Source organism: Streptomyces sp. NPDC054765 (genome assembly GCF_053612065.1).
In genome coordinates this window covers 22670-44806 of sequence record NZ_JBSHBP010000025.1, presented here as the reverse complement: position 1 = coordinate 44806, position 22137 = coordinate 22670, and the positions used below count along the sequence as shown (strand labels likewise).

Here is a 22137-nt window from a genome sequence, read left to right as displayed (position 1 = left end):
GCGGTGCGGCAACATTCGGTCCCTCACACGCCTGACGCGGAGGTGTCCTCGCATGCGGATCGCGACCACGATCTTCCTGACCGACGAGACGATCCGGCCGGACCGGCTGGGCCGCGAGCTGGAGCAGCGCGGCTTCGCCGGCCTCTATCTCCCCGAGCACACCCACATCCCCGCCGGCCGGGAGACCCCCGCCCCCATGGGCGAACCGCTGCCCCGTGAATACGGCCGTACCCTCGACCCGTTCATCGCGCTCGGCCAGGCCGCCGCGGTCACCGAACGGCTCGCCCTCGGCACCGGCATCACCCTCGTCGCCCAGCACGATCCGGTCGACCTCGCCAAGCAGATCGCGACCCTCGACTTCCTCTCCGGGGGCCGTTTCACCCTCGGCATCGGCTACGGCTGGAACGTCGAGGAGGCCGCCGACCACGGGGTGGAGTGGTCGACCCGGCGTGCGCTGACCCGCGACCGGGTGGCGCTGATGCGTGCCCTGTGGGCCGAGGAACCGACCGCCTACGAGGGCGCATTCGGGTCCGTACGGGCCTCCCTGGCCCACCCCAAGCCGGCGCACGGCGCGCCGCGCACCCTCCTCGGTGGCGCGGCCGGCCCCACACTCTTCGGGCAGATCGCCGAGTACGCGGACGGCTGGCTGCCGATCGGCGGCCGCGGCCTGAGCGAGACCATTCCGGTGCTGCGGCGGGCGTGGTCGGACGCCGGGCGGACCGGCGAGCCGGTGGTGGTGCCCTATGCGGTCCACCCCTCGCCCGGAAAGCTGGCGTACTACCGCGAGCTGGGCCTGCAGGAGGTGGTGCTGCAACTGCCGCCGGCCGGTGAGTTTGAGGTACTGCGGACGCTGGACGACTTCGCGCAGTACTTGTGAGTGGTGACGTACGGGAGTGTTACGTACGGGAGTGTGTCGTGCGGGATGGGTGACGGGTGGGATGGGTGACGGGTGGGGGTGGGGCCCCAGGCACGCCCCCGTGCCCGGAGCAGGCCTTTCCGACGCACCCGTGGACACGCCGCACGGCACGCCCTAGGACTATCGGTGTACGGCCACCCGCCAGGGTCGGTACCCGAGACCGATCCGCGCCCGTCCCGCCGGACGTAGCGTCGGAGGTGAGGGCCCGCGGAGCTGCCCGCAGATCGGCGGGCCACGGATAACGGTCCACGGCCGAGAAGGCCGGCGGTCCGAGCAAGCCAACGGTCCGAGCAAGTCAACGGTCCGAGAAGTCAACGGTTCGAGCTGATTCAGCAGATCAGGGAACACGCTGATCCCGCGACCGAAGAGATCAAGGAGATTCCATGCCTCGCCTCGACCACACGATCGTGCACAGCACCGACCGTTTCGCCTCCGCCCGGTTCCTCGCCGACCTGCTCGGTGCGCCCGAACCCAAGGCGTTCGGCCCCTTCGCCGCACTCAAGCTGGACAACGGAGTGGCCCTCGATTACGCCGAGCATGTCGCGGGCGGCGACTTCGCCCCCACGCACTATGCGTTCCTGGTGACCGAGGAGGAGTTCGACGCGATCTTCGGACGTATACAGGAGCGCGGGCTGTCCTACTGGGCCGATCCCCTGCACACCAAGCCGCAGGAGATCAACACCCTGGACGGCGGCCGGGGGCTCTACCTCAACGACCCCGACGGCCACAACATGGAGTTCTTGACCCGGACGTACTCCGACGAACTGCTCGCCGGCCTGTAGGCGTGGGCCGAGCCGCCGCCGGGAAGTGCCCCTTGAACGTTCGGGCGGAACCTCTCCGCGCAGTGATCAGTGGCACATCGACCACCTGATCTCCGGCGGCGGCGCTGTCGGCGGGCGCTCGTATCCTCGGAGGATGACTTCCAGCGCGCAGGGACCTGACCAGGCATCCGACCAGGAGACCGACCGCGAAACGGGTGCCGGGCCCGCCCCTCAGGAGCGCCCCACGGCCAACGCGATGCGCCGTGCGCTCAAGCGGGCGCGCGACGGTGTGGCGCTGGACGCCGGCGAGGCCGCGGTGCTGCTGCAGGCGCGCGGCGCGGACCTCACGGACCTGTGCGCCTCCGCGGCCCGGGTGCGGGATGCCGGCCTGGAGGCCGCGGGCCGCCCCGGAGTCATCACGTACTCACGCGGCGTCTTCATCCCCCTGACGCGCCTGTGCCGGGACACGTGCCACTACTGCACCTTCGTCACCGTCCCCGGCAAACTGCGCCGCGCCGGCCACGGGATGTTCATGTCGCCCGACGAGGTGCTGGACATCGCCCGCCGTGGCGCCGAAATGGGCTGCAAGGAAGCCCTCTTCACCCTCGGGGACAAGCCGGAGGAGCGCTGGCCCGAGGCCCGCGAGTGGCTGGCGGCGCATGGCTACGACGACACGCTCTCGTACGTCCGCGCCATGGCGATCCGCGTGCTGGAGGAGACCGGACTGCTGCCGCACCTCAACCCCGGGGTGCTGTCCTGGACGGATTTCCAACGGCTCAAGCCCGTCGCCCCGTCCCTGGGGATGATGCTGGAGACGACCGCCGAGCGCCTGTGGAGCGAGCCCGGCGGTCCGCATTACGGATCGCCCGACAAGGAACCCGCCGTCCGGCTGCGCGTCCTGGAGGACGCCGGCCGCTCCAACGTCCCCTTCACCACGGGGCTGCTCATCGGCATCGGCGAGACATACGAGGAGCGTGCCGACTCCCTCTTCGCGCTGCGCCGTATCCAGCGCGCCTACCACGGCATCCAGGAACTGATCATGCAGAACTTCCGCGCCAAGCCGGACACGGCGATGCGCGGAATGCCGGACGCCGAGCTGGAGGAGCTGGCCGCGACGATCGCGGTGGCCCGGCACATCATGGGCCCCTCGACCCGTATCCAGGCGCCGCCCAACCTCGTCGACGGCGAGTATGCGCTGCTCATCGACGCCGGGATCGACGACTGGGGCGGTGTCTCGCCACTGACCCTCGACCATGTCAACCCCGAGCGCCCCTGGCCGCAGATCGACGAGTTGACCGAGCGCTGCGCCGCTGCCGGATTCGAGCTGCGCGAACGGCTCCCCATCTACCCGGAGTTCCTCCAGCGCGGTGAGCCCTGGCTGGACCCCCGTCTGCTGCCCCATGTGCGTGCGCTCGCCGATCCGGCGACGGGCCTGGCCGTCGAGGACGCCCCCGTGGTGGGCCGTCCCTGGCAGGAGCCCGACGAGGGCTTCACGATGAGCTCCACGGGCCGTACGGACCTGCACCACACCATCGACACCGAAGGCCGCACCACCGACCGCCGCGACGACTTCGACGAGGTCTACGGCGACTGGGAGGCGCTGCGCGAGGCCGCCGCCCCCGGGATGGTGCCCGAGCGCATCGAGGCCGACGTACGGCAGGCCCTGTCGCAGGCCGCCGACGACCCCACCCAGCTCACCGACGCGCAGGCGCTGGCGCTGCTGCACGCCGACGGGCCCGCCCTGGACGCCCTCTGCACCATCGCCGACCACCTGCGCCGCGACACCGTGGGCGACGACGTCACCTACATCGTCACCAGGAACATCAACTTCACCAACGTCTGCTACACCGGCTGCCGCTTCTGCGCGTTCGCCCAGCGCCGCACCGACGCCGACGCCTACACCCTCTCCCTCTCCCAGGTTGCCGACCGGGCCCAACAGGCCTGGGACGTCGGCGCGGTGGAGGTGTGCATGCAGGGCGGCATCCACCCCGACCTGCCCGGCACCGCGTACTTCGACATCGCCCGTGCCGTGAAGGAACGCGTCCCCGGGATGCATGTGCACGCCTTCTCGCCCATGGAGGTCGTCAACGGCGCGACGCGTACGGGGCTCTCGATCCGAGAGTGGCTCACCGAGGCCAAGGCCGCCGGGCTGGACACCATCCCCGGCACCGCCGCCGAGATCCTCGACGACGAGGTCCGCTGGATCCTCACCAAGGGCAAGCTGCCCACCGCCACCTGGGTCGAGGTCATCAAGACGGCTCATGAGCTGGGCATCCGCTCATCCTCGACAATGATGTACGGCCATGTCGACCAGCCGCGGCACTGGCTCGGCCATCTGCGCCTGCTGGCACAGATCCAGCAGGAGACCGGCGGCTTCACGGAGTTCGTCACCCTCCCCTTCATCCACACCAACGCCCCCGTCTACCTCGCCGGCATCGCCCGCCCCGGCCCCACCACGCGCGACAACCGCGCGGTGACGGCGATGGCCCGGGTGCTGCTGCACCCGCACCTCACCAACATCCAGACCAGCTGGGTCAAGCTCGGCACGGAAGGCGCAGCCGAGATGCTCCGCTCCGGCGCCAACGACCTGGGCGGCACCTTGATGGAGGAGACCATCTCCCGTATGGCGGGATCGAGTTACGGCTCCTACCGCTCCATCCAGGACCTCATCGCCATCGCCGACCGGGCCGGCCGCCCGGCCCGTCCCCGCACCACGACCTACACCCCGGTCACCGAGGAACGACGGACCGCCGCCCTCGCCTCCGACGGCCATCTGCCGGAACTGCTGCCGCTGGTCGAGTAGCGCGGACAGCCGCACGATCCGGAGTTATCCACAGCCCCCGATCCGCAGCGCCGCGCACGGCTAATCTGCGGAAGCAGGGCGGGTGAGCCGGCAGGGCGCACCGCCGACGCGAAGGGGGTGGAACCGGTGGAGCGCAGGAGATTGTCGCGGCAGGAGCTGATCCGGCTTCGGCGGCGGGAGGGGTTCGTCGGGCGGCGCGGCGAGATCGCCGCCTTTCGTGACAACTTCGCGCGGGCGGTGGAGGATCCGGCGCAGCAGTTCCTCTTCCATGTGCACGGCCAGGCGGGTGTCGGCAAGACATCGCTGATCCGGCAGTTCGAGAGCACCGCGCGCGAGCACGGCGCCCCGACCGCCTACCTCGACGAGGCGGTGCACGGCGTGCCCGAGGCAATGGCCGCGGTCAGCAGCCAACTGGCCGCGCAGGGACACCCCTTGAAGGCCTTCGACAAGCTGTTGGTCACCTACCGGGAGCGGCGCCACGAGGCCGAGGCGGCGGCCGTCGCCGCGGAGACGGCGCCCGGCTCGTCGGATCCGGGCGAGCCCCGGGGCGACGCCCCCTCGCCCGGGAGCATGATCGCCGCTCAGGCCGGGCTCGCCGGCCTGGGGCTGCTGCCCGGCGTCGGCGCCGTCACCGGAGTGCTGGACACCCGCCAGGTGGCGCGCGGCGCGGACCGGCTGCGCGGTCTGGTCAGCGCCCGGCTGCGCCATTACGACGACGCGCAGTTGGTGAGGGAGCCGGTGGAGGTCCTGACCCCGGTGTTCGTCCGGGAGGTGTGCGCCGTTGCCGAGGAGGTGCCCTGGCTGGCTCTCTTCTTCGACACCTACGAGCGGACGGGCCCGCTGCTGGACAGCTGGCTGCGGGACGTCCTGGTCACCGACCGGTACGGGCCGCTGGCGCCCAATGTGGTGGTGACCCTGGCCGGCCAGACCGCACTGGACCGCCGGTGTTGGGCCGACTACCTGGATTGTGTGGCGGATCTGCCGCTGGACACCTTCACCGAGGCCGAGGCGCGGCAGTTCCTGGCCACCAGGAGCATCGTCGACGAGCGCATCGTCGAGGTGATCCTGCGGCTGTCCGGCGGTCTGCCGGTGCTGGTCTCCACCCTCGCCGAGAACCGTCCGCGCGCAGTCGAGGCCGTCGACGACCCCAGCGACACGGCCGTCGAGCGCTTCCTGAAGTGGGAGACGGACCCGGTGCGCCGCGAGGCGGCATTGGCGGCCGCCCTGCCGCGCCACCTGGACGAGGACATCTTCCGGGCCGCGGTGGACCCGGCCGCCGCGGAACAGTTCGGCTGGCTGTGCAGACTGCCGTTCGTCGCCGACCGGGCCGGCCGATGGCAGTACCACGAAGTGGTCCGTACGGCGATGCTCCGGCTGCAGCGGCGCAGATCACCGCAGACCTGGGCGGCCCGCCACCGCCATCTCGCCGAGGCCGCCCGGCGCCGGCGTACGGAACGCGCGGCCGACGCGAACCCGGCGGAGGCCTGGACCGACGAACGCCGGCTGGAGTACCGGCTCCGGGAGATCCACCACCTGCTGTGCGCGGACCCGCAGCCGGCCCTCTCCCAGGCGTTGTCCGACACCCTGGACGCCGCCGAACACGCGCCGCCCGCCGTACGCAGAGTGGTGGAGACCATCCACCAGGCCGGTGAGGACGGCGGGGACCCGGAGGTCGCAGACTGGGGACGGCGCATGACCGCCGCGCTCACCGAGGACCGCGCCGGACTGACCGCGATCCTCACCGCGCTGCTCGCCCGCCCCGGTCAGGACGTGACCCAGCAGGCCCGTATCCACCGTGTCCGGGGCCGCGAGCACCGCAAGGCCGAAGCCTGGCCGCAGGCGTTCGCCGACTTCGGCCGTTGCCTGGAACTGCAGCCGCGCAACGCCTTGGCGCTGCTCGGCCGCGGCCTGACACACCGCTATATGCGCAACTTCGAGCGCGCCGCCGAGGACTACACCCGCGCCCTGGACATCACCCCGGATTCGGTGGACGCCGCTTCCCAACTCGGCGAGGTCTACCGCCTCCTGGGCCGCTACGAACAGGCCGTGACCGAGTTCGACCGGGCCCTGTCCCGCCGGCCCCGGCACGCCTTCAGCATCGCCAGCCGCGCCGTCTGTCTGCGCCGCCTGGGCCGTCACGAGGAAGCGCTGGCGGGTCTGGAGCACGCCATCGACATCAACACCGAGTACGCCTGGGCGATGGCCGAGCGGGGCGCGACCTACCGGGACATGGGGCAGTACGACCTGGCCCTGGCGGAGTTCGACCGGGCCCTGGCCCTCAACCCCACCTACGTCTGGGCCCACGCCCGCCGCGGCATCACCCTGCGCGTCCTGGGCCGCCACGAGGAAGCCCTCGCCGCCCTCGCGCGCGCGGCGGAACTCCGGCCGGACGACCCCTGGCCATGGGGCGAGCGCAGCAAGACCTGCCTGGAAAGCAGGCGCTACGAACAGGCCCTGGCGGAGGCCGACCGAGCCCTCGCCGTCGACCCCGACTACGCCTGGGCCCATAAGGCCCGTGGCGCTGCGCTGCGCGCCCTGGGCCGTCACGAAGAGGCACTGACCGCGCTCGACCGCTCCCTGGATCTCCATGCGGACGACGCCCACGCATGGAGATCGCGCGGCGAGCTGGCCCGCCACCTGGGCCGCTGTGAACAGGCCCTCGCGGACCTCGACCGGTCGATCGCCCTGGACCCCGCGGACGGCCATGCCTTTGCCCAACGCGGCAAAACCCACCTCCTGCGGGGCGACGACCCCCGCGCCCTGGCCGACTTCGACCGCGCACTCGCCGCCGGGGAGCCGACCGCCACCCTTCTGGCACTCAAGGCCGGCTGTCTGCGCCGGTCCGGTCACCTGGACGCGGCACACGACGCGGTCGAGGCGGCGCGGAACGTGCCGGCCTCGCTGCCCGATGAACCGTCGGCCGGCCTGATCGTCCGCTACGAGGCGGCGATGCTCGCCGGCCTGCCCAGCGGCGTGGACGCACCCGCTGCCACGGCGGAGGCCTGGGAGCCACTGCGGACGGTGGGGATTCCTACGGGGCCGGGGGGCGCGAACCGCCTGTCGGGTACTGAGGATTACGCGGACTCCGACGACAACGCGGCAGCCTACGGTTACGCGGCCGCCGACGGGAACGGCATCCCGGACTGCGGCACCGGCGCTTCGGCCGCCGATGGCCTCACCGTCGGTGAGGCCCAGGTCGTCGTCAACGGCGATGTCGCCGGGGACGCTCTGATGGGCCCGGCTGTGGTGGCCGTCGTCAGCCGTTGCGCCCTGGGGGACTGGGCGGGTGCCGAGGCGCTCATGGCGGTGCTGCTAGAGGGCGGTTCCTGGGAGACCGTTGCCGAGACCGAATGCGGGGTGCGTGACCTCGCCTCCCTGCCGGGCGCGGATACCGACCGAATGCAGGCGATACGCAGCCGGCTGATACGCCATATGCAGGAGGCGGCCGCCGAACCGGAGTGACGTGGCGGCCCCTCGGCCGCTGAGCGAACCCGGACCGAGCGGGATCGTTGCCGGGCTGCCGGGCTGCCGGGCTGCCGGGCTGCCGGGCTGCCGGGCTGCCGGGCTGCCGGGCCGGTGGCGCGGTGGGTGGACGGGCCGGTGGGGCGGTCGGGGCCCAGCCGGGCCGGCCGGGGGCTTTACTCTCCCTCGTACTCGGCCTCGTGCTGCAGGATGCACTGCTGCCACTGCGACAGGGCCTCTTCGCGGTCGCCTCCGCTGTCCTGGGCGGCGACGATCAGTGCGTCGGCGGCCATGGCGGCGAGCCGTACCGCGATATGGCAGACATCGCTCTGGGGGAGCGGCCGGAGGAGTTCCACCGCGCCGTCGCTGTCTCCGGAAAGCGCGGAGGCGACGACAGCCATGGTGGTGCGATCCCACTCGTACTCGGACATGGGGAGAGCATGCCCAGCGCGCGCCCCCGCCATCATCGAACGAATGAGCCCCCCGACGGGGCGGGGTGTGAGGGAGTGACAGGTGTGGTGTCGGACCTGAGGTGATGCCGGATCTGTGGAGCGCGGAGGGGCAGGCCGCGCGGCCTGGGGCGGGGGAGGTGGAGGTGGAGGGGGTGGGGCGGGGCGGGGGAGAGAGGGACCTGTGGTCGGCCGCCCGGCCCCGTCAGCCCAGTTGACCGACGGCCCCCTTCAGTCTCAGCCCAGTTGGCGGATCGGGCTGCCCGCCAGGAAGGCGGTGATGTCTTCGACGGCCTGTTGGAAGTAGCCCTCGTAGTTGCGGCGGGTGACATTGCCGAGGTGGGGGAGGGCGAGCACGTTCGGGAGGGTGCGCAGGGGGTGATCGGCAGGCAGCGGCTCGTGGTCGAAGACGTCCAGGCCGGCACCGGCAATCCAGCTCTCGCGCAGCGCCCGCAGTAGTGCGGGCTGGTCGACGATGGCGGCCCGGGAGATGTTGACGAGGTAGCCGGTGGGGCGCATCCGGCGGAGTTCATCGGCGCCGAGCAGGCCGCGGGTGCGGTCGTATCGGCCGATCCCGTACCCATCGGGACCATACCGGCCAAAAGCCGCCTTGGGAGTGACTATTCGCAATACCCACCTGACCAGAAATTGATCAATCCTGGTCGATTACAGTGCTGCGCCAGGGGCCCGTAAAGCCCCGGGACGTTGTCAGCTTCGGGAGGGCAAGTGAGCGCAGCAGGAGGCGGCGCCGCCATCTGGGGCCGCGCGGAACAGCAGGACTTCCGCAGCCGGGTACGCGGCTGCCTGCTCGGCGGCGCCATCGGCGATGCGCTCGGCGCCGGCATCGAATTCGACTCGCTCGACGCGATCCGCAAGGCGCACGGCCAGGAGGGCGTGGCCGATTTTGTGCCTGCCTTCGGGCGGCGCGGCGCGGTTACCGACGACACCCAGATGACCCTTTTCACCATGGATGGGCTGATCCGGGCCCAGGTGCGCCGCGACACCGGCGCCTGGCATCCGCCCACCGACGTCCACCGCGCCTATCTGCGCTGGGCCGCCACCCAGCGTGACTGGGGCCCGGACGAGCGCAAGAAGGGCGACGGCTGGCTCGCCCGTGAAGAGTGGCTCTACTCCCGCCGGGCGCCCGGCCGGGCCTGCCTGAGCGGCCTCGGCGACGAGGTGATGGGCACGCTGGAGGCGCCCAAGAACCCGGACTCGAAGGGCTGTGGCGCGGTGATGCGCTCCGCGCCGTTCGGGCTGCTGGTCGGCTGGGAACCGCAGCTGGTCTTCCAGCTCGCCGTCGAGTGCGCGGCGCAGACCCATGGCCACCCCACCGGCTATCTGGCGGCCGGCGCGTTCGCGGTGATCAGCCACTCGCTGGCCCGCGGCGAGGACCTGGACGGCGCCGTACAGAAGGCGCTGGCGCACCTGGCCACCCGCCCCGGCCACGAGGAGACCACCGACGCCCTCAAGCGCGCGCTCGGCGCCGTACGCCAGGGCATGCCGACACCCGCCCGGGTGGAGTCGCTGGGCGAGGGCTGGACGGCCGAGGAGGCGCTGGCGATCGGGGTGTACTGCGCGCTGGTCGCCGAGGACATCCGGCACGGCCTGCTACTCGCCGTCAACCACAGCGGGGACAGCGATTCCACCGGTGCCATCTGCGGCAACCTGCTGGGCACCCTGCACGGCGAAACGGCACTGCCGCCGGTGTGGCTGGTCGAGCTGGAGGGCCGGGAGACGATCCTGCAGCTGGCCGACGACTTCTCGATGGAGATGACGCAGGGGCCCGCGCTGCACGGCCCGGCCGGTTCGTCACCGGGATGGCTCGCCCGGTACCCGCGCGCCTGACCGACCGGTTCGGGACCGGACCCTCAGGGCGGGCACGGCGGCTCGTGCCCGCCTTTCGCACCTCCGGAGACATCCCTCGCCTGGTCCCGCGTCCTCGCCTGGTCCCGCGTCCTCGCCTCGTCCCGCGTCCTGGACTCAGCCCCCGCCCTGGCCCCCGCCTCGTTGTCCCCCTGCCCAGGAATCACCACCGTGGCCGCGCCCGCCGCGCCCGCCGCCCCCACCGCGCTTGTCGGCCCCACGGCGCCTGCCGCCCCCACCGCGCCCGCCGGCCCCTCGTCATCCGTGTTGATCCGTGCCAGCACCGCATCCCGCTCCGGCGTGTCCTCCGGCCGTACGAAGCCGAGAAGGGCGAAGAGGACGAGCGAGGTGGCGACCGGCGAGACGATCTGGATCTGCAACTGGACGCCACTCAGCCCGTAGTTGGTCAGCCAGAAGGCGAACAGGCCGGCCGCCCAGGAGCCCAGCGCCGCGGTGGGACCGGACTTGCGGAACCACCGCAGCATGCCGAGCAGGAACGGGATGGAGATCGGCCCGACCAGCCCGGCCACCCACTTGATGACGACGGTGATGATGTCCTTGAACGTGGGGGAGTTGACCTGGGTCGCGATCGCCATCGAAAGCCCCAGGAAGGCGACCGTGGACAACCGCGCGGCGCGCAGCCCGGCCCGGTGCGACCAGTCGCGCGCCCGCGCCGAGAGCGCCGGCGCGATGTCCCGGGTGAACACCGCGGAGATGGCGTTGGCGTCCGAGGAGCACATGGCCATGGAGTGCGAGAAGAAGCCGACGACGACCAGGCCCAGCAGCCCGTGCGGCAGCAGACGTTCGGTCAGCAGGGCGTAGGCGTCGGAGGCATCCGGCTTCTGCGTCCTGACCAGCAGCGGTGCGACCCACATCGGGAAGAAGAGGACCGCGGGCCAGACGAACCACAGTGCCGCCGACAGCCGAGCCGACCGTTTGGCCTGCCGGGCGTCGCGGGTGGCCATGAAGCGCTGGGCCTGGTTCCACATGCCGCCGCTGTACTCGAAGGTCTTGATGAAGAGATAAGCGAGCAGGAAGGTCAGGGTGTACGGGCCGACGGTCGGCTGGGCGTGGCTGTCCGGCAGCTTGTCCCATACGGTCCACAGCGAGCTGAAGCCGCCCAGCTCGCCCGTGACGGTGACCAGCATCGCGACACCGGCCAGCAGCTGGATGACGAACTGCCCCAGCTCGGTGAGCGCGTCCGCCCACAGCCCGCCGACCGTGCAGTAGATGCCGGTGATCACACCTGTGACGAGAATGCCCTGGTTGAGCGAGATACCGGTGAAGACGGACAACAGGGTGGCGATCGCCGCCCATTTGGCACCCACGTCCACGATCTTCAGCAGCACACCGGACCAGGCCAGCGCCTGCTGCGTCGGCAGGTTGTAGCGGCTCTTGAGGTACTCCAGCGGCGAGGCGACGCCCAGCCGCGACCGCAGCCGGTTGAGCCGTCCCGCGAACAGCTGGGCGCCGATTGCGATGCCGATCGCGATGGGGAAGGACCAGGTGACGTACGAGGTGATGCCGTATTGGTAGGCGATGCCGGCGTACCCGGTGAACATCACGGCGCTGTACCCGGACATGTGGTGGGAGATGCCGGACAGCCACCACGGCATCTTGCCGCCCGCGGTGAAGAAGTCGCCGACGTCATCCACCCGCTTGTGCGACCACACGCCGATCGCGATCATCACGCCGAAGTAGCCGATGAGCACGGCCCAGTCGAGACTGTTCATGGCCCCTCCAGGGGTCCGCCTTGTGAACGTGCATCACTTCGCCGTGACGTCCTGCGGGGCGGCGTCGTCCCCTACGGGAGTGGGGACTTCGGGGATTGAACCGTTCAATGAGCGGGCTGGTCAAGAGCATCGCCGGTCATGGATGTGAATCAGGGTCAGCAAAACGAACGATTTTGCTGGGTGCGCGGCATGGGGCAGGGGACAGGGAGTGCGGGATTCGGGACCCCGTACGGCCGGCCGACCGGCCGGCCGGTCTGCCCTGTCCCGGCCGGTACGGACGGCCGCTACCGCCCCAGCCCTACGGGCGGCCGCTACCGCATCACCTCTCCCGCGTTGACCAGCAGCGACTGGCCGGTGATGGCGCGCGCCCGGTCGGAGGCCAGGAAGACCGCGGTCTCGGCCACATCCGCGTCCGTCGCCAGTTCGGGCAGCGCCATCCGCTCCGTGAGCCGGTCCAGCACCTCGGACTCCGGGACGCCTTCGCTGTGCGCCTGGAACCGTACGTACGCCTCCACCGGCGGGCCCCACATCCACCCGGGCTGAACGGTGTTGACCCGTATCCGGTCCGGCCCCAGCTCGCGCGCCAGTGAGTACATCGCCGAGACCAGCCCGCCCTTGGACGCCGCGTAGGCAGCCTGCTGCACCTGTGAGGGGGCGGCGACCGACGACTGGGTACCGATCATCACCACCGACCCGCCGCCGCGTGCCACGAGCGAGGGCAGGCAGGCGCGGGTCATCCGCAGCGTGCCGAAGAGATTGACGTCCACGACTCCGCGCCAGGAGTCGAAGTCGGCGTCCCGCAGGCCTCCGAAGAGCGAGTCCAGCGCGGCGACATGGATCACCGCATCGATACCGCCGAACCGCTCCACGGCCAGCGCGGCCAGTGCCTCGCACTGCGCCTCGTCGGTGATATCGGTCGCCTGCCAGGCCGTACGCGCCCCCGAAGGATCCACTTGAGCCGCCGACTTGGCGAGATTCGCCTCCGTACGGGCCCCCAGCACCACCGACGCGCCGTCCCGTACGCAGGCCTCCGCGACCTGATGGCCGAGCCCGGCCCCTACGCCGGAGATGATGACGGTCTTGTTCCGCAGCAGCATGTGTGCCTCCCGGTCGGGTTCCAGACCACGCCTGATTGATCGTCAGATTATGGCCGGGGGCCCGGGAAGGCCAGGGCCCTTCGTTGCGATGGTGCGGGCCCTGTCGTCGCCGTGGCCTCGGGTGGCGGGCTCCGCCGCCTCGGAGCAGTGCTTGATCCACTTTCCGGTGCGTGGGGTCGGTGGATTCTTTGGGTTCGGTGGGTTCAGTGAGATCGGTGGGTTCGGTGGATTCGGCGCCTCTGCCCCTCCCCTTCTGATGACACGTCAGCTAGACCTGTCTGCCATGACCGCAGAGCGCAAAGGAACACCAGGCGTCATGGCCGCCGCCGAAACCGGAACCGCCGCCGAAGCCGGAACCGCCACCGAAACCGCCACGGAAACCGCTGCCTACGCCGAGCTGGCCGCCGTCGGCCCCTACGGCGTGCACCCTGGGCATGCGCTGATCACCATGGTGGAACCGGATCCCGGGCAGGAGTATGCCTACAACCGCTGGTATGAGGACGACCACTACATCGCGGGCGCCATGGCGATGCCCTGGATGTTCGCCGGGCGTCGCTGGGTCGCCACCCGTGAGCTGCAACTGCTGCGCCGTCCGGAGAAGTCCGCCGTTGCCCGGCCGGTCACGGCCGGCTGCTATCTCTCCACGTACTGGATCACCGAAGGCCGCTACGACGAGCACATGAAGTGGACCGTCGGCATCAACAAGCGCCTCAACCGGGACGGCCGGGTCCACCAGGGCCGCACCCATGTCTTCACGGCCTTCCACGACCATGCGGCGACGGTCTACCGGGATGGTGCGGCGGGCCCCCGTGACTTCCATGCGCTGGACCACCCGTACGCAGGTCTGGTGCTGGAAGTGATCGACGCGAACGGTCCCGAGCAGCGGACCGCACTGGTGGAGTGGCTGCGTGTCCGCCATCTGCCGCGGCGGCTGGCGGGTTCACCGGCCGCGATGGTCACCGTCTTCCGGCCCACGCCGCTGCCGGGGGACCGGTTGTCGTATGTGAAGCAGGTCGAGGGCGTCGACACCCGGCTGACGCTGCTGTGGTTCCTCCAGCAGGACCCGCGCGAGGGCTGGACGGCACACTTCGCCGGCCTGGACGAGGAGGTCGCGGAGTCGGGGCTGGGGCGGGTGGAACTGGTGGCACCGTTCCTTCCGACCGTCCCCGGAACGGACCGGTACGTATCCGAACTGCGCTGAGGCGCAGGGGCGTCGGTCCTCTGCGGTGCGGGGGTGCGGGTCCCTGTGCGGTGCGGGCGTGCCGGCCGTCTGTGGTGCAGGAGCGCCGGTCCTCTGTGGTGCAGCGGGCCTGGGGATGGGCAGGGGCGTGGGCATGGCCGAGCCCCCTCGGCCGGGACGGCGATCCAGTCGAGAGGGCTCATATCTGCGCACTGCGCACTGCGCGCTGCGGACGGTGACGGTTCAGGTCAGGCCACGTCGAACGTGCCACCGGCGACGTCCGACACGAAGTGGCTCCAGGAGGAGTTGTCGAACGTGAGGCGCGGACCGTCGGGGTCCTTGGAGTCCCGCACCGCGATGGCGGCGACGGACGGCACGGCGATTTCCACGCAAGCGCCGTTACCACCCGAGTACGAGGACTTGGTCCAGGAGAATGCGGAATTGGGCTGCACGGCCATGTTCACTCCAACTCACTCTGAGCTACCGCGGATTCGGTAGTGATGACGCTACGCGCCAACATCACGAGTCGCAGAGGTCGTTCACCCGTCCGCATGGCATATTTCTTGATCTCTTTCCATGGGGGCGGGGGCAGGTGTACCGTGCGGACTTCTTTGCCGGAACCCGGGATTCCGTGCGATTCTCCCTGGTGTGCGACCTCACCTCGCCGCATCCGCATGGGATTTTGCCGCCGCCGCGATGAACTCCCGGCTCTGCTCCGCGCTCAACGCCTGTGCACGCAAATGCTCGTACATGATCGTGTATTTGTGCACATCGTTGGTCTTCTCCAGGTAGAGGTCGCTGGTGACGCCCTCGATGTACACCACGCTGGAATCGGCGGCATCGTCGAATTCGAGGATGGAGAACGTTCCCGACATTCCGGCATGCGCACCGGTGTCATAGGGAAGAATCTGGACCGTCACATGCGGCAATTGACTCATCTCGGCAAGGTGGTCCAGCTGCTCGCGCATGACCAGGTGGCTGCCGACCACCCGCCGCAGCGCGCTCTCGTCCAGTACCACCCACAGCCGCAGCGGGCGCTCGGGATCGTTGACCCGCTCCTGGCGGCGCAGCCGCACCTGGATCCGCTTGTCCAGATGGTCGGGCGCCAGCTCGGGGACCGTGCCGGGAATGACGGCCTCGGCGTAACGAGGGGTCTGGAGCAGGCCCGGCACCAGCAGGGACTCGTAGATCCGCAGTGAGGCCGCCTCGGTCTCCAGCCCGATGTAGACGCTGTACGGGATGTCGCCGAAGGCGTGCCACCAGCCTTGCTGGCGCGAATCCTTGGCCATCTGCATCAGCGAATCCGCGATGCGCTGGTCGTCGACTTCGTAGACCCCGCACAAGTCACGGACATCGCGCTGACTGATGCTGCGACGCCCGTTCTCCAGTCTGCTGATCTTCGACTGCGAGACGAGCAGCCGGTCCGCCACCTCTTCTGCCGTCATGCCTTTGGCCTCGCGAAGCCTGCGCAGCTCCTGGCCCAATCGGCGTCGCCTGACGGTGGGGTTGACGTTGGACGCCACGCTAAGTGCACCTCCGGCTCCGTACTGCTGTTTTCTGCTCAGCAGACTGCCACCAATGGTCCGCGCCGCGCTGGCAAATGGCTGGACAAGGTGGTCACGATGGAAATTTGGGACCGGAATTGCGAAAGTGCGACCGAGCAGGTGCGCGGGGTGGCGGACCGGCCATCGTCCAGAACGGCCGGTCCGTCACCCCGCGCTTCTTGCTGCGGCTCCCGAACGGGATCGTGAGGACGGTGGTGCGGGTGGTGCGCATGCTCTGCCGGTGGGCGCGCGAGACGTCGGCCGGCGCCCTGTGGCGTCAGCCGACGTCCTGCGCCGTCGCGTCGACGTCCTATGGCGTCAGTCGACGTCCTATGGCGTCAGCCGGGCGTCCTGCGGCGTCAGTGGGCTGTGGCGTCAGCGGGCTCCTGTGATGTCAGCGGGCACCTACCCGGGCCATCCGGCTGTGGCTGTGCCGCGACTGGCCCGGCGCGCCGGCCGGCTCGGCCGTGGCGCGGGCTGCCGGCTGCCGTACGGCTGCTCCCACTGCTCCCACTGCTCCCACTGCTCCCGCGCCGGCGGTCTGCGGCCGCCGGGGCTGCGCCCCCACGCCGTTCTGCACATCCATGACGGCGTGTGCGACCAGCCCGCCCATCGGGTCGTGTCGGATCAGATCCCGGAGACGGGAGCGCGATGAACGCCCTTCGTTCCCTGGATACAGATGCTTGCCGAGTCCGACCGCATGGGCCAGCGCGGCGAGCGCCGCGGTCCGCGGGTCCGGGGGTACGCCGGTGCGGATCGCGTTGTCCAGCCGGACCCTGATTTCCCGGCTGATGGCCGTCTCCGTCGCCTGGTAGCGCGTCGTCGGCAGCACCCCGCACATCTGTCCCGCCACGGCATGCACCATGCCGCACCGTTCGAGGTGCGTGAGGTAGGTCTGGCGCAGCCCCAGCCGGGGCCCGCCGATCCAGTGGACCGCGCGCACCGGACTGCCGCGTCGCCGCAGCAATTCGAGCGCGGAGTCCAGAGTTGGATCTCCTGTCGGCCGTGCCATCACCACGGCGATACGATCCCCGTCTGGGGCTATCCGTCCTGCCAGAGCCAGCTCTACTAGCTGGGCCCCGGCCAGGCCGAGGTCGAGCGACTGCGGCTGCGCTGTGGTACCCGTCGTCGGGTCCAAAGCGAGCAGCAGAAGCTCCTCCGGAATTGTTCTGCGGCTCCTGCCCATCCATGCCTCCCCGCGTGGATGAATGACAGGGTGACCCCTCTCACATTCATCTGTCGAGGGTGCGTGGGGGGTTCGGTAGGGAACCGGTAGGTATGTCGTTCTCGTCTTGCACGTCGGCGACATCTTTCTGTGGGGTGCGGCGCCTTCCGGTACGCGTGGCGGCGAAGTGGTGCCGCGCGGACACAGGACACTTGGAAACACTGGGCCAGGCAGGCAGTGCGACGTATGAAGGAGACATCGGTGGCGGGCGAGTCCCCCGACAAGTCGGACAAGAAGCAGTCGTCGGGGAGGACGGCGCGGAACAAACGCGATCCGCGCCTGTCGGCCTTCCGCGGGGAGCCGGCTGAGCCGGCGAAGGAGGCGGGGGCCGCTACGGACTCGAAGCCTGAGGAGAAGCCGGAGGCTGCGGCGGCGCCGAAGTCTGCGGCGAAGGCGGAATCCGGGGCGAAGTCCGGGTCTGGAGAAGCGAAGTCGGAGTCCCCGGCCGAATCCGGGGCTGCGGCCGCATCGGGGTCTGCGGATTCGGCCGGGGCGGGAGCCGGGGTGTCCGGAGCGTCCGAGGAGCCTGCGGTGTCCGAGGCCTCCGAGGTGGCTCAGGAGGGCGCTGAGGGCGCTGGTGGCACCACGGGTGGCGACGACCGCCTGCGGGCCGCTGTGGCCGCCTGGGTCGCGGGGGGCGACGAGGGCGAGACGGGAGCCGAGGCCGGGGCCGAGGCGGGCGACGGCGGTGGCGAGAGCGCGGCCGGCGACCGTAAGAGCGGGAACGGCGATGGTGAGAGCGTGAGCGGCGACGGTGAGACCTCCGCGGCGTCCAGCGGTCCCGAGGGGGGCGCGGGCGCGGAAGCGGCCGAGGGCGCGGACGCGGGCGCCGGCGGTGCCGCCGCAAAGCCGGCGGCGAAGGGGGCGGCGCGGTCCGACGTGAAGGCCTCGGGCGCCAAGGCCGGCGAGACGGTGGCCGACGTGGAGGCGGGCCGGAAGGCGGGCGGGAAGGCCACGCCCAAGGCTGGGGCGAAGGCCGAGTCCGAGTCCGGGGGTGAGGCTGAGCCCGAGGGCGCGGCCGAGTCGGGTTCTTCCGTCGCGCCCAAGGTCGTCGACCAGCCGACCGCCGTGTTCAAGACCGTCGGGCCGCAGAAGAGCAAGCCTGATGGGCGGGTCGGCGCTGCGGCGGACGGCAAGGCGGACGGCAAGGGTGACGGCAAGGCCGTCGGCAAGGGCGACGGCAAGGGCGACGGCGCGGTCGACGACGAGGCCGAGGCCGATGGGTCGGCGGTTGACGAAGCGACCCGGGTGTTTGCTGTCGCGAAGCTGACGGGGAAGGGTGCGGCGGCCGATGCCGTCGACCAGGCGACCACCGCATTCAAGATCAACCCGCCCGCCAAGGGGAAGGACGCGGCCAAGGACAAGGGCGCGGCCAAGGACGCGGCCGAGAGCAACGGCAAGACGCCCGGCAAGCCCGAGAGCAACGGCCAGGCCGGCGCCAAGACCGACGCGAAGGCTGACGCCAAGACCGACGCGAAGGACGGCGCGAAGGACGGCGCCAAGACCGACGCCAAGGACGGCGCCAAGGCGGCGACCGCTCCTGGGTGGGACTCCGAGCGGACCAGCCAGTTCGTGGCGCTGAAGTCGGCGGATGACGGTACGGCCGGCAAGTCGCTGGGCAAGACGGCGCCCAGGACGCCCGCCCGCACGCCCGACAAGGCGGTGGAGAAGCCCGCGGACGGGGCGGACGGGAAGGCAGCCGCCAAGACGGCGGACAAGGCAGCGGACAAGCCGGAAGGCAAGGCCACCGGCGCGCTGCCCGCCGCCAAGCCCGTCGAGCCCGCCGCCAAGCCCGCCGAGCCCGCGAAGCCCGCCGAGCCGACCGCGCCGCCCAAGCCCGCCGGCCGCCCGGGTGCCATGCCGCCCGCGGACGCAGGCGCCGCGGCCGCTGCCGCCGCGCTGCCCGAGTCGGAGCGGACCACGCAGGAGCCCCTGCCGCCGCTCGACCTCCTGGCGAAGCTCACCAACACTCCGCCGCCGCCCGAGACTCCGCTGCGCACGGTCGCCCGCCGGTTCAAGATCTGGACCCCGCTGGTGGCGCTGCTGGCGGTCATCTTCGTGGTCGCCCAGGCGATGCGTCCGCTGCCCGCCCCCCATCTGGCCGTCGGCGCGTCGACCACGTTCACTTTCCAGGGCGGCAAGCTCGCCATGCCGTGGCCCGACCAGGGCCAGGCCGCCGTCAAGGTCGTCGGCGTCGGCAGCCTGGGCACGTCCGGCCAGGCCAAGCCGGTGCCGACGGCGAGCGTCGCCAAGGTGATGACGGCGTATGTGATTCTGCGCGACCACCCGCTCAAGAAGGGCGAGACGGGCGAGATGATCAAGGTCGACGCACAGGGTGAGGCGGACTCGAACAAGGACGGCGAGTCGCGCGTTCCGCTCAAGAAGGATCAGCAGTTCACGCAGTACCAGATGATGCAGATGCTGATGATCCCGTCGGGCAACAACGTTGCGCGGCAGCTGGCCCGTTGGGACGCCGGGTCCGAGGCGGCCTTTTTGAAGAAGATGAACGCCGCCGCCAAGAAGCTGGGGATGTCCAAGACGACGTACACCGACCCCAGCGGCCTGGACAAGTCGACCGTGAGCACCGCCGTCGACCAGCTCAAGCTCGCCGAACAGGTCGTCAAGAACGATGTGTTCCGCCAGGTCGTGCGCACCGAGAACGCCCAGGTCCCCGAGCTGCCGGAGCGGATCTTCAACAACAACAGCCTGCTCACGACGATGCCGGGCAAGGTCAGCGGCATCAAGACGGGGTCGAGCACGCCGGCCGGCGGCACGTTCATGTGGTCCGGATACCGCACCGTCGGTGGCAAGGACCAGCTGCTGCTCGGTGTGACCATGGACCAGCACACCAACAGCTCGGACCCCAACGCCCAGCTCGCGCTGGTCCTGGCCAACAGCAAGAAGGTGATCACGGCGGCCCGCGATGCGCTGGTCTCGGCCACCGTGGTGAAGAAGGGCCAGGTCGTCGGCTACGTGGACGACGGTCTCGGCGGCGAGACGCCGGTCGTGGCGACCAAGGACCTGTCCGCGGTCGGCTGGTCCGGTTTGAAGGCGACGTTCTCCATGAACGACGGCGGCAAGGGCATCCCGCACACCGCCAAGGCCGGTACCGTGGTCGGCGCGCTGACGGTCGGCAACGGGCAGAGCACGCAGAACGTGCCGGTGGCCCTGCAGCAGGATCTCGTCGAGCCGACCTTCGGGGCGAAGCTGATCCGCCTCGGATGAGACGTGCCGAGGGGCTCCGGGCGGCCGGCCCGGAGCCCCTCGGCCATAGGCCATAGGTCATAGGCCACCGGCCCTCGGTCATCCGCTCTCCGCCACCGGCCCTCGGCCTTCCACCTTCGGCCTTCCACCCTCGGCCCCGGAGTCTGTGCAGGCCCCGGGGCCTTTCGCCGGCCACGCAGTACGTCCGCCCGTGTGTGATCGTTCGTTCGCCTGTCTGTCTGTCCGTCCGTCCCGTACGTGACCGGAGCCCGTCATCGACGTAGCGCAAGCGCAGAAGACGTCCGCGTCCGCCATAGCCGCCCGCGGGGCCTGGGTGGCACAGGGCGCGGTGGTGTTGACGCCCTCCGGGCTGATGCTGTTCCTGGGGGCGTGGGGGATCCGCCGGCAGGACGCCATCTGGCGGGACGAGGCGGTCACCTACGACATGGCGCACCGCAGCCTGGCCGATCTGTGGCACACGCTGCTGCACGCCGATGTCGTCCATGGCCTCTACTACGCGCTGATGCACCTCTGGTTCCGCGTCTACGACGTCACCCTCGACGTCACCCTCGGCGAGGTGGTCGGCCTGCGGCTGCCGTCCGTGGCCGCGATGACCGCCGCCGCCGCGGGGGTGGCCCTGCTGGGGGAGCGGCTGGTCGGCCGGCGGGCGGGGCTGCTGGCGGGCTGCACCTTCGCGCTGATCCCCGTGGTGCAGCAGTACGCACAGGAAGGCCGCTCGTACGCGACGGTCTGTGCGCTGGTCGTCTGGGCCAGTTATCTGCTGGTGCTGACGGCCGCCCGCCCGCGTCGGCAACTGTGGCTCGGCTATACGGCGTTGATGCTGCTCGCCTGCCTGCTGCACGAGTTCGCGTCACTCGCGCTGCCCGCGCACGGCGCCGCGGTGATCCTCGCGCGCCTGCCCCGCCGGGTACTGCGCGCCTGGCTGCTCGCCGCGGTCACCACTCTCGCCGGTCTGGCACCGCTCGCGGTGTTCAGCACCCGGCAGTCGGCACAGATCAGCTGGCTCATGTGGCCGGACCCCCTCCAGCTGCTGACCTTCGCCGTGCTCGCGGTCCTCGGCGTCGCCTGCGCCCGGGTCCGGGTCCGCTCCCGCGGCCCGATCGGACTGCGTGCCCTCGGCATCCCCTTGCTGCTCCTGCCCACCCTCCTCCTGCTGCTCCTCTCCCACGTCGAACCGGCCTACGTGGACCGCTATGTCCTCTACTACGTCGTCGGGTTCGCGCTCCTTGCGGGCGCGGCACTGGCGCGGCTGCTGCGGCCGGCCGGCGAGCTGGGCCAGACCCGTGGCCGGCAGCTGCGGTGGATGATGACGGTGGTACTGGTCCTGGCGGCGCTGCTGCCCGTCAACGTCCATCTGCGCAGCCCGGACAGCCGGGTCGACGATGTCACCGCGATCGCGCACGCCGTACGGGGGGTGTCCGAGCCCGGCGACGGGCTGCTGTTCATGCCGTCCCGGCGGCGGATCTGGCGGGCGACCCTGCCGCACGACTTCCGCGGGCTGCACGATCTCGCCCTGGCCAAGAGCCCGTCGGCCTCGCACACCCTCTACGGCACCGAGCGGTCCGGCGATGCGATACGCGACCGGATGCTGGCCGCCCGCCGGATCGTCGTCGCCGGTGACCCGGATGGCCAGCCGGCCGACGACAACGACCAGGAGATCGCCAAACGGACCACGCTGCATGCCGCGTTCGAGATCTGCCGCAGTGTGCGGGTGCGGGGCGCCCGGATCACCGTGTACGCGCGGCCGGGGGAATGTGGCGGGGACAGATAGCCGGTTCGCTCGTGGCCTGAGGGCGTGGAGGCGAGGAAGGCGAGGAGTCGGGGAGGTGGGGAGTCGGGGAGATGGGGAGATGGGGAGGCAGGGAGTCGGGGAGGG

General features: G+C 70.9%; 14 protein-coding genes and 1 pseudogene. 8 read left to right on the top strand and 7 right to left on the bottom strand.

The window, feature by feature from the left end; genetic code table 11:
* Positions 1–52: 52 nt before the first annotated feature.
* The 4 genes from ACWGJY_RS18080 (at position 53) to ACWGJY_RS18065 (ending at position 7942) form a co-directional block, all read left to right on the top strand.
* Positions 53–877: a TIGR03619 family F420-dependent LLM class oxidoreductase gene (locus tag ACWGJY_RS18080; protein WP_453261787.1), complete on the top strand. Its 825-nt coding sequence runs from the start codon at positions 53–55 to the stop codon at positions 875–877.
* Positions 878–1299: 422 nt separating this feature from the next.
* The gene (locus ACWGJY_RS18075) at positions 1300–1698 is read left to right on the top strand and encodes a VOC family protein (protein WP_453261786.1); all 399 of its coding nucleotides are present in this window, start codon (positions 1300–1302) and stop codon (positions 1696–1698) included.
* A gap of 133 nt (positions 1699–1831) precedes the next feature.
* The gene (locus tag ACWGJY_RS18070; protein WP_453261785.1) at positions 1832–4480 is read left to right on the top strand and encodes a bifunctional FO biosynthesis protein CofGH; all 2649 of its coding nucleotides are present in this window, start codon (positions 1832–1834) and stop codon (positions 4478–4480) included.
* A 126-nt stretch (positions 4481–4606) separates the two neighbouring features.
* Complete coding sequence (locus tag ACWGJY_RS18065) at positions 4607–7942, top strand: tetratricopeptide repeat protein (protein ID WP_453261784.1); 3336 nt, start codon at positions 4607–4609, stop codon at positions 7940–7942.
* Between the two features lie 176 nt (positions 7943–8118).
* Here ACWGJY_RS18065 and ACWGJY_RS18060 read toward each other — a convergent pair whose 3' ends face one another.
* Both ACWGJY_RS18060 and ACWGJY_RS18055 read right to left on the bottom strand, forming a co-directional pair.
* Complete coding sequence (locus ACWGJY_RS18060) at positions 8119–8373, bottom strand: hypothetical protein (protein ID WP_086720495.1); 255 nt, start codon at positions 8371–8373, stop codon at positions 8119–8121.
* A 255-nt stretch (positions 8374–8628) separates the two neighbouring features.
* Positions 8629–8952, bottom strand: a pseudogene (locus tag ACWGJY_RS18055) (NAD(P)-dependent oxidoreductase); the annotation flags it as partial.
* Positions 8953–9117: 165 nt separating this feature from the next.
* Here ACWGJY_RS18055 and ACWGJY_RS18050 point away from each other — a divergent pair.
* Positions 9118–10239, top strand: a complete 1122-nt coding sequence (locus tag ACWGJY_RS18050; protein ID WP_453261783.1) for an ADP-ribosylglycohydrolase family protein — start codon at positions 9118–9120, stop codon at positions 10237–10239.
* Between the two features lie 23 nt (positions 10240–10262).
* Here the strand turns inward: ACWGJY_RS18050 and ACWGJY_RS18045 are convergent, their stop codons facing one another.
* Positions 10263–11990 (bottom strand): sodium:solute symporter family protein, encoded by a 1728-nt coding sequence (locus ACWGJY_RS18045; RefSeq protein WP_453261782.1) that lies wholly within the window; start codon positions 11988–11990, stop codon positions 10263–10265.
* A gap of 311 nt (positions 11991–12301) precedes the next feature.
* Positions 12302–13087 carry an SDR family oxidoreductase gene (locus ACWGJY_RS18040; protein ID WP_453261781.1) on the bottom strand — a complete coding sequence of 262 codons (786 nt, stop codon included), beginning with the start codon at positions 13085–13087 and terminating at the stop codon, positions 12302–12304.
* A gap of 316 nt (positions 13088–13403) precedes the next feature.
* On the opposite strand from ACWGJY_RS18040, the gene ACWGJY_RS18035 reads away from it, so the two are divergent.
* Positions 13404–14288 carry a hypothetical protein gene (locus ACWGJY_RS18035; protein ID WP_453261780.1) on the top strand — a complete coding sequence of 295 codons (885 nt, stop codon included), beginning with the start codon at positions 13404–13406 and terminating at the stop codon, positions 14286–14288.
* Between the two features lie 227 nt (positions 14289–14515).
* On the opposite strand, the gene ACWGJY_RS18030 is transcribed toward ACWGJY_RS18035, so the two are convergent.
* From ACWGJY_RS18030 to ACWGJY_RS18020, 3 genes are all read right to left on the bottom strand, one after another.
* A complete protein-coding gene (locus ACWGJY_RS18030; protein ID WP_453261779.1) occupies positions 14516–14725 on the bottom strand; it encodes a DUF397 domain-containing protein in 210 nt (69 codons plus the stop codon).
* A gap of 198 nt (positions 14726–14923) precedes the next feature.
* Entirely contained in the window at positions 14924–15790 is an 867-nt protein-coding gene (locus tag ACWGJY_RS18025) for a helix-turn-helix domain-containing protein (protein ID WP_453261778.1), read from the bottom strand.
* 415 nt (positions 15791–16205) lie between these two features.
* Entirely contained in the window at positions 16206–16997 is a 792-nt protein-coding gene (locus ACWGJY_RS18020; RefSeq protein ID WP_453261777.1) for a GOLPH3/VPS74 family protein, read from the bottom strand.
* 570 nt (positions 16998–17567) lie between these two features.
* Between ACWGJY_RS18020 and ACWGJY_RS18015 the strand changes: the two genes are divergently transcribed.
* Positions 17568–20261, top strand: a complete 2694-nt coding sequence (locus ACWGJY_RS18015; RefSeq protein WP_453261776.1) for a serine hydrolase — start codon at positions 17568–17570, stop codon at positions 20259–20261.
* Between the two features lie 352 nt (positions 20262–20613).
* Positions 20614–22032: a glycosyltransferase family 39 protein gene (locus tag ACWGJY_RS18010; RefSeq protein WP_453261831.1), complete on the top strand. Its 1419-nt coding sequence runs from the start codon at positions 20614–20616 to the stop codon at positions 22030–22032.
* The last annotated feature ends 105 nt before the right edge of the window (positions 22033–22137 follow it).